Source organism: Roseobacter sp. HKCCA0434 (genome assembly GCF_032464675.1).
Taxonomy (GTDB): Bacteria; Pseudomonadota; Alphaproteobacteria; order Rhodobacterales; family Rhodobacteraceae; genus Pontivivens.
Genome location: NZ_JAWDKL010000021.1, coordinates 61733 through 68125 on the forward strand (window position 1 = coordinate 61733; position 6393 = coordinate 68125).

At 70.7% G+C, this 6393-nt stretch carries 5 protein-coding genes; 3 read left to right on the top strand and 2 right to left on the bottom strand.

Annotated features, from left to right (window positions below; all coding sequences use genetic code 11):
* Positions 1 to 41 precede the first annotated feature (41 nt).
* The 3 genes from pyrF to RX333_RS13240 all read left to right on the top strand — a co-directional run bounded on the left by pyrF (position 42) and on the right by RX333_RS13240 (position 3700).
* Positions 42 to 761, top strand: coding sequence for an orotidine-5'-phosphate decarboxylase (pyrF, locus tag RX333_RS13230; protein WP_316015421.1), 720 nt, complete (start codon positions 42 to 44; stop codon positions 759 to 761).
* Between the two features lie 106 nt (positions 762 to 867).
* Complete coding sequence (locus tag RX333_RS13235) at positions 868 to 2121, top strand: DNA polymerase IV (protein ID WP_316015422.1); 1254 nt, start codon at positions 868 to 870, stop codon at positions 2119 to 2121.
* Positions 2122 to 2398: 277 nt separating this feature from the next.
* A complete protein-coding gene (locus RX333_RS13240; RefSeq protein WP_316015423.1) occupies positions 2399 to 3700 on the top strand; it encodes a DUF2254 domain-containing protein in 1302 nt (433 codons plus the stop codon).
* Here RX333_RS13240 and RX333_RS13245 read toward each other — a convergent pair whose 3' ends face one another.
* Together RX333_RS13245 and hrpB are read right to left on the bottom strand one after the other, a co-directional pair.
* A complete protein-coding gene (locus tag RX333_RS13245; protein ID WP_316015424.1) occupies positions 3701 to 4555 on the bottom strand; it encodes an N-formylglutamate amidohydrolase in 855 nt (284 codons plus the stop codon).
* A gap of 65 nt (positions 4556 to 4620) precedes the next feature.
* Positions 4621 to 6393, bottom strand: a 1773-nt coding sequence (gene hrpB, locus RX333_RS13250) for an ATP-dependent helicase HrpB (protein WP_316015425.1), incomplete at its 5' end; no start/stop codon positions are given.

Consider the following 6393-nt stretch of genomic DNA (forward strand, 5'->3'; position numbering starts at 1 on the left):
CGGCGGCGCTAGTCAGGCGGCGAGCAGAGGAGCCCCGCGCCATGACCGACCACGCCACGACCGACCATCGCCTGATCGTCGCCCTCGACGTGCCCAACGCCCTCGCCGGGCTGGAGATGGTCGAACGGGTCGGGCCGCAGGTCGGCTTCTGGAAGATCGGCCTGGGGATGTTGACCGGCGGCGGGCTGGCGCTCGCCAATGAGCTCAAGGAGAAGGGGCAGCGCGTCTTCCTCGACATGAAGCTCTACGATATCGGCGCGACGGTGGAGGCGGCGGTGCGGGGGCTGGCGCAGTTCGACCTCGATTTCCTGACGGTGCATGGCGACCCGCATGTGGTGCGCGCGGCCAAGGAGGGGGCGGCGGGGTCCGCCACCAAGATCCTCGCCGTAACGGTGCTGACCTCGCTGGACCGCGACGATCTGGATGCGGCGATGGTGAAGGACGGGGCGATCCCCGATCTGGTGGCGGAACGCGCGGGGCGAGCCTTCGACGCAGGGGCCGACGGGGTCATCGCCTCGCCGCAGGAGGCGGGGATGATCCGGGCGCTGCCCGAGGCGGCGGGCCGGTTGATCGTGACGCCGGGCGTGCGGCCCGCGGGGGCGGAGAGCGGCGATCAGAAGCGGATCGCCACCCCGCGCGAGGCGATCGCGGACGGGGCCGATCATATCGTCGTCGGTCGCCCGATCTGGCAGGCGGCGGACCCCGCAGCGGCGGCGGCGGCGGTGCTGGCCGAGCTGCGCGACGCGGGCCACAACCGCTAGGTTCCAGGGACGCGGTTTCGCCCTGCCGGGCGAGGATATTTTCGACGAAGCAGAAGGCGTGGGCCCGTGACTTGTGGCGGGCCGGGGGAAGGCGCATCTTGATCCCATGTCAGCCCTGTGCCGCACCTGTCTGAGCCTCGATCCCGGCCCCGGCCGGTGCCGCGCCTGCGGATCGCCGCGGGTGCAGCGGCATGACGAACTCTACGATCTGAGCGTCGCGCATATGGATTGCGATGCGTTCTATGCGAGCGTGGAAAAGCGCGATCATCCGCATTTGGCCGAGCAGCCGGTGATCGTGGGCGGTGGCAAGCGCGGTGTCGTCTCGACCTGTTGCTATATCGCGCGCATCCGCGGCGTGCGCTCGGCCATGCCGATGTACAAGGCGTTGGAGCTGTGCCCCGAGGCGGTGGTCGTGCCGGGGCGGATGGATGTCTATGTCGAGGTGTCGCGCAGCATCCGCGCGATGATGGAGGAGCTGACGCCGGCGATCCAGCCGATCAGCCTCGACGAGGCGTTTCTCGACCTGACGGGGACGCGGCGTCTGCACGGCGCGCCGCCTGCCCTGCTGTTGGCGCGGTTGGCGAAGCGGATCGAGGAGGAGCTGGGGATCACGATCTCGGTGGGGTTGAGCCACAACAAGTTCCTGGCGAAGGTCGCCTCCGACCTCGACAAGCCACGTGGATTCTCGGTGATCGGACGGGCGGAGACGCTGGATTTCCTCGCCACGCAGCCGGTGGGGGTGATCTGGGGCGTCGGGGCGGCGATGCGCGCGCGGCTGGAGCGGGACGGCATCCGCACCATCACCGATGTCCGCCGCTACGCCGAGGACGACATGATGCGCAAATATGGCGGGATGGGGCGGCATGTCTGGCGGCTGGCCCACGGGCTCGACAGCCGGAAGGTCAGCGCGCGCGAGCCGGTCAAGTCGATCTCGAACGAGCGGACATTCAACGAGGATATCGGCGATGTGGACCTGCTGGACGGGCACCTGTGGCGGCTGTCGGAGAAGGTGGCGGACCGCGCGAAGGCCAAGGAGCTGACGGGCGCGGTGGTGAACCTGAAGCTGAAGACGAAGGATTTCCGCACTCTGAGCCGTCAGACCCGGTTGGGCGAGGCGACGCAGTTGGCGGACGTGATCTACGCCACCGCGCGGCCCCTGATGGAGCGGGAGCTGGGCAAGGGGCCGTTTCGGCTGATCGGCGTGGGGATCAGCCACCTGGAGCCCTATGGCGGGGCGGACCCGGCGCCGGACCTGCTGGACCCGAGCGCGCCGCGCAGGCGGGCGGCGGAGCGGGCGAGCGACGCGATTCGCAATCGATTCGGGACGGATGCGATCCTGAAGGGGCGTGCCCTGCGGTGAGCGCATCGCGCCATGCGTGCGGTGCAATACGCCATGCTGGCTAGGTTTTGCGAGGCGCGCGTGCGTTAACCACTGTTACAGACCGTTCAAATTGCTGCACCGCAGCTTGCAACCTGTGCAATGCAACATATACTCAATCCCACAACGCTTCGGTGTTGTCGCCCTTCATGGGCGTTTCCTCCCTAGACTTGGGCCGTGTCTTCGGACACGGCCTTTTTTTTCGTGTCCAGGGCGGGCGACGCTCCATATCGAGCGGGGTGAGACGGGAAGGGCCAAGATGAAGATCACCGCGCTGGCGAGCAAGATCGTGCAGGATGTGCGGGCGTCCTACTGGTTCATCCCCACGCTGATGGTCTTCGCGGCCATCGCGCTGGCCTTCATCACCGAGGCGATGGACCATGCGGGCTGGTCGGACGTGCTGCCCCGGCGGCTGCGCGACACGCAGGCCGATCCGGCCCGCGCGCTGCTGTCGGTGATCGCGCAATCCTTTATCGGGGTGGTGGGGGTCATGTTCTCGGTCACGATGGTGGCGGTGTCCTTCGCGTCGAGCAATTTCGGGCCGCGGCTGATCGGCAACTTCATGCGCGACCGGGCGAACCAGACCAGCCTCGGCATCCTGATCGCCACCTTCGTATACACGATCCTGATCCTGCGCGCGGTGCAGGACCCCTCGGGCGAGGACGCGTCCTTCGTGGTCGAGGAGTTCGTGCCGCACCTGTCGATCCTGACGGCGATCGTGCTGGCGCTGATCAGCGTGCTGACGGTCATCTATTACGTCCACCACATTCCCGAGGCGATCAACATCGCCAACATCACCTCGGGCCTGGGCAACCGGCTGGTCGCGGCGATCGCGCATGACCGGGGCGTGCCGAGCGACAGCGGTTCGACCTGGCCTGAGGGGCTGGAGACGCAGGACATCCATGCGGGCGGGGCGGGATACGTGCAGACCTTCAGCTTCGCCACGCTCGACGGGGTGGCGCGGGACCACGACGCCTGGGTCGAGGTGCTGCGGATGCCGGGCGATTTCGTGGACGAGAAGATGCCGGTGCTGCGGGTCGTGGGCGGGCCGGTGCTCGACGACGAGATGCGGGAAAAGTACCGCACCTGTTTCGCGCTGGGCGAGGGACGGACCGAGAACCAGAACATGATGTTCATGATCTCGCAGCTGTGCGAGATCGTGGCGCGCGCGCTGTCGCCCGGGATCAACGACCCGTTCACGGCGATCAACTGCATGAACTGGCTGCATGTGGGGCTGCGGCTGGCGCTCGACGATCCGCCGGACCGGATGGCGGGGCGGTTCGACCGGCTGAGCATGCCGCCGATCACCTTCGGCGACCTGTTCCGGGAGGCGCACCTGACGACGCGGCCCTATATCGCCGCCGATCAGAACGCGGCCGTGCATGTGCTGGGGCTGCTGGGCGAGCTGGCCGATCGCTGCGCGCCGGGGCCGCGACGCTCGCTGATCGAGGCGGAGTTCCGGGCGACGCGGGATCTGGCGCTGCGGCTGCAGCCCGATCCGGTCAGCCAGGCGGTGCTGATGGACGCGGTGCGCGACGCCTGGCCCGATTTCGACGGCTGATTACTCGGCGGCCAGCTGACGGCGGACGTCGAGCGCGGTGGCGAGCGTCGCGATCACCGGGGCGAGGCGGGCGCGCAGGGCGTCGAAGCCGGGCAGGGGGCGGATGCGACGCTCATCCATGTAGAGGCTGCGGTCGATCTCGATCTGGAGGGCGTGGAAGCCTTGCGACGGGCGGCCATAGGTCTCGGTGATATAGCCGCCGGCGAAGGGCATGTTGCGTGCGACGACGAAACCGGCGCGGGTGAACGCGTCCTGCGCGAGATCGGTGATCCACGGGGCGCAGGCGGTGCCGAAGCGGTCGCCGAGGACGATCTGCGGGCGCGGCGCGGCGTTGCGATCGCGGTGGCGCAGCGCGCCCCGCGGCATGGAGTGGCAGTCGATCAGCAAGGCAGCACCTTCGCGCAGCCGCGCGGCCTCGAGCAGGTGGCCGAGTGCGATGTGGTAAGGGTGGTAGACCCGGTCGAGCCGGTCCTGCGCGGTGGCGAGGGGGATGCGGCCCGAGCGGATGGCGCGGCCCTCGGCCACGACGCGGGGGATGACGCCGAGACCGGCGGCGACGCGCGGGTTGAGGCCGGGGCGGCGGGGCACGTCGATCAGGGCGGGGTCGAGTTCGCTGGCCGCGCGGTTCAGGTCGACATAGGCGCGGGCGTAATTGGCGGACAGAAGCGGCGCGCCGTGGCGCGGGGCGGAGGCGAAGAGCCGGTGGACGAAGGCATCTTCGGAAGAGCGCAGGGTCAGCGGGTCGAGCTGGCTGCTGCGCAGGAAATCGTCGGGATAATGCGCGCCGGAATGGGGCGAGGAGAACACCGTCGCGCCGGGTCGCCCCTCGCTGCCTGTCAGCTCGTATGGCTCCACGCGCGGGGCCTCCCTCGGATCGTTTTTCCTGATCTTAACGCGCGGTGCGCGCGCGTCCATGTCGCTTAGGTGCCCCGCGGCTTGGCCCGGCGGGTCGGGTCGGCATCGGCCGGGTTCTCGGGCCAGGGATGCTTGAGGTAGCGGCCGCGCAGGTCGCGGCGCACGTCCGCGTAGGAATTGGCCCAGAAGCCGGGCAGGTCGGAGGTGGTCTGAACGGGGCGGCGCGCGGGGCTGAGAAGCTCGATGCGCAGCGGCACGCCATTGACGGTGGGATGGGTGGTGGTGCCGAACATCTCCTGCAGGCGCACGGCGATGGTGGGGTGCGCGGGGTCGGACCAGTCGATCGGGCAGCGCGTGCCGGTGGGGGCGGTAAAGCTGTCGGGCGCGCGGGTGTCGAGCATCTGGCGCTGCGACCAGTCGAGCAGGGAAAGGAGCGGCTCGTAGGGGTCGAGGCGGGCGAGATCGGCGGCGGTGCGCTGGGCGCCGAGATGCGGGGTCAGCCAGTCGTCGAGCCGGTCGAGCAGGGTGGCGTCGTCCATCGCGGGCAGCGGATCGCCCGCGAAGGCGACGCGGGCGCGCAGCAGGCGGGCGCGGGCCGACCAGCCGAGCGCATCGAGGCCGAGGTCGCGCACGCCGTCGGCCATCGCGGCGGCGATGCGGGCGGGGTCGGCGTCCTTCCAGTGCCGTTCCTCCAGCACCAGCGCGCCGAGCATCTGGCGGATGCGCGGCTCGACCCGGCGGTGGCGGGGGGACCAGTCGCAGCTATGGACCTCGGCGATGCGCGGGCCGTGGACCTCGCGGATCTCGGGCAGGGTCAGGGGGGCGGCGAGGCGGATGGTCGCCTCGGTCGGGTGGCCGTCGGTCTCGGCCACGGTGAGAAAGAGTTGCGGGGCGAGCGGGTCGTCGGCGGGCAGTTTCGCGCCCTTGCCGCCCGACAGGTGATAGCGCGGATCGTCGCCGGGACGCCGCTTCGCGATCCGGTCGGGAAAGGCGAGGGAGAGGAGCGCGCCGGGGGACAGGTCGCGGTCGGGGCCGGAGAAGCGGGCGAGGCGCTTGGCCTCCTTCGCGATGTCGCCTTGCAGGGCGCGCAGGCGAGCGGTGATGTCGCTGCCCGCGCCCAACATCGGGTCGCGCGCGTCGAGAAGGGCGGCGAGGCGCGGGGCGAGCGGCCCGCCGCCGGTCGACAGCATATGGGCGAGGCGCGGATGGGTGGGGGCCTTGGCCAAGCTGCGGCCATGCGCGGTGATCCCGTGCGCGTCGAGGCAGCCGAGATCGTGCAGCAGGGCGCGCGCCTCGGCCAGTGCGCGCTCGGGCGGCGGGGTCAGGAAGGGGAGGTCGGCGGCCTCCGCCCCCCAGGCGGCGAGCTCCAGCGCCAGCGGCACGAGGTCGGCATCGGCGATCTGCGGCAGGGGGTGGGCGGCGAGCGCGCCGTGTTCGCCGCGGGTCCAGAGGCGGTGACAGACCCCTGGCGCGGTGCGGCCCGCGCGGCCCCGGCGCTGGTCGGCCTCTGCCTTGGTCACGCGCTCGGTCACGAGGCGCGACATGGAGGAGGCGGGATCGAACCGCGCGCGCCGGGCGAGGCCTGCATCGACGACGATGCGCACGCCCTCGATGGTCAGGGAGGTTTCGGCGATGGAGGTGGCGAGCACGACCTTGCGACCCGTGCGAACGGGCGCGATGGCGGCGCGCTGGGCGGCGAGGGGCAGCGCGCCGTAGAGCGGGCGGACCTGGATGTCGCCCGGCAGGCCCGCGAGGCGCTGTTCGACGGCGCGGATCTCGCCCTGACCGGGGAGGAAGACGAGGGCCGAGCCGTCGTCGCGGGCGAGCGCCGCGCGCAC